Annotated in this window: 1 protein-coding gene; it reads right to left on the bottom strand. The window is 76.1% G+C overall.

All coding sequences use genetic code 11. The features are described 5' to 3' along the window. Positions 1-1,062: P1 family peptidase (locus tag AOK08_RS42280; protein ID WP_055535916.1), on the bottom strand; the 1,062-nt coding region annotated here is incomplete at its 3' end. Positions 1,063-1,220: the final 158 nt, after the last annotated feature.

The raw sequence follows: 1,220 nt of genomic DNA, 5'->3' as shown, positions 1-1,220 counted from the left end.
CTCTCCGTACAGCTCTCCGTACAGCTCTCCGTACAGCTCCCCGTACGACGGCCACGCCCCGCCCGGCCCCGCCACCGGCTCCGCCGCCCGGACCGCCCGGACGATCGCCCGGGTGACCTGGTCCGCGCCCGCCGCGAGGATCTCGTTCAGCGCCAGCGGGTCGTCCTCGTCCATGCGGCGCGCCCCGGTCGCCAGCGTGAACACCGTGTCCCCGTCGGTGAGCAGATGCACCGGCCGTACGGCACGCGCGATGCCGTCGTGCGCCGTGCCGGCCACCTTCTGCGCCTGCGCCTTCGTCAGCGCCGCGTCGGTCGCGACCACCGCCAGCGTGGTGTTCAGCGGCGGAAGCGGGACCTGCGCGGCGACCTCCGCCAGCCGCCGCCGCGCCACCTCGTGCACACCGGCCGCCGGATACACTGGCCGCCGCCCGCCGAACAATTCCGCGAACAGCTCTCCGTACAGCACCCCCGTCTCCGGATCCACCGAGAACCCCGCCGCGTTCGCCACCACCAGCGCCGCCACCGTGATCCCCGACGGCAGTACGGTGCTCGCGGTGCCTACCCCGCCCTTGAGGAACCCGATCACGGCTCCCGTACCGGCACCCACGCACCCCTCCTGGACGGGCGCGCCCGACTCGCTCGCGGCAGCCGCCTCGACGGCCGCCCGACCGGTGGCCGCGTCCGGCCGGGCCCGGAAGTCGCCGCCCCGGCCCAGGTCGAAGACACACGCGGCGGGCACCACCGGCACGACGTGCCCCGGATCGGGACCGACCCGCACCCCGCGCCCGCGCTCCTCCAGCCAGGCCATCACACCCGACGCCGAGTCCAGCCCGTACGCGCTGCCCCCCGTCAGCACCACCGCCTCCACGCTCCGCACCACGTTGCGCGGATCCAGGGCGTCGGTCTCCTTGGTGCCGGGCCCGCCGCCCCGCACATCCACGGCCGCCACCGCTCCGCCCTCCGGCGCGAGCACGACCGTCGTCCCGGTGAGCCACCCGTCGCCGGTCCGGGTCGCGTGTCCCACGCGCAGTCCGGCGACATCTGTCAGAGCGTCAACTGTCATGGCCCCCAGTGTCGTCCAGCGCCCCCTGCCCCGCTCACTCCGCCCGCCCCGACGACTCCGTTTCTCCGGCCCGGCGCTCCCCGGCCACCGCCCGCGCGCCCAGGATCACCCCGACCGCCACCGCGAGCGCCGACCCGAAGCCCGCCGCGAGCACGGCC

Origin of the sequence: Streptomyces graminilatus (assembly GCF_001418565.1) — a bacterium.
GTDB lineage: Bacteria > Actinomycetota > Actinomycetes > Streptomycetales > Streptomycetaceae > Streptomyces > Streptomyces graminilatus.
Note: the sequence above shows the minus strand (reverse complement) of the source record. Positions and strands in the feature narration are given on the sequence as shown.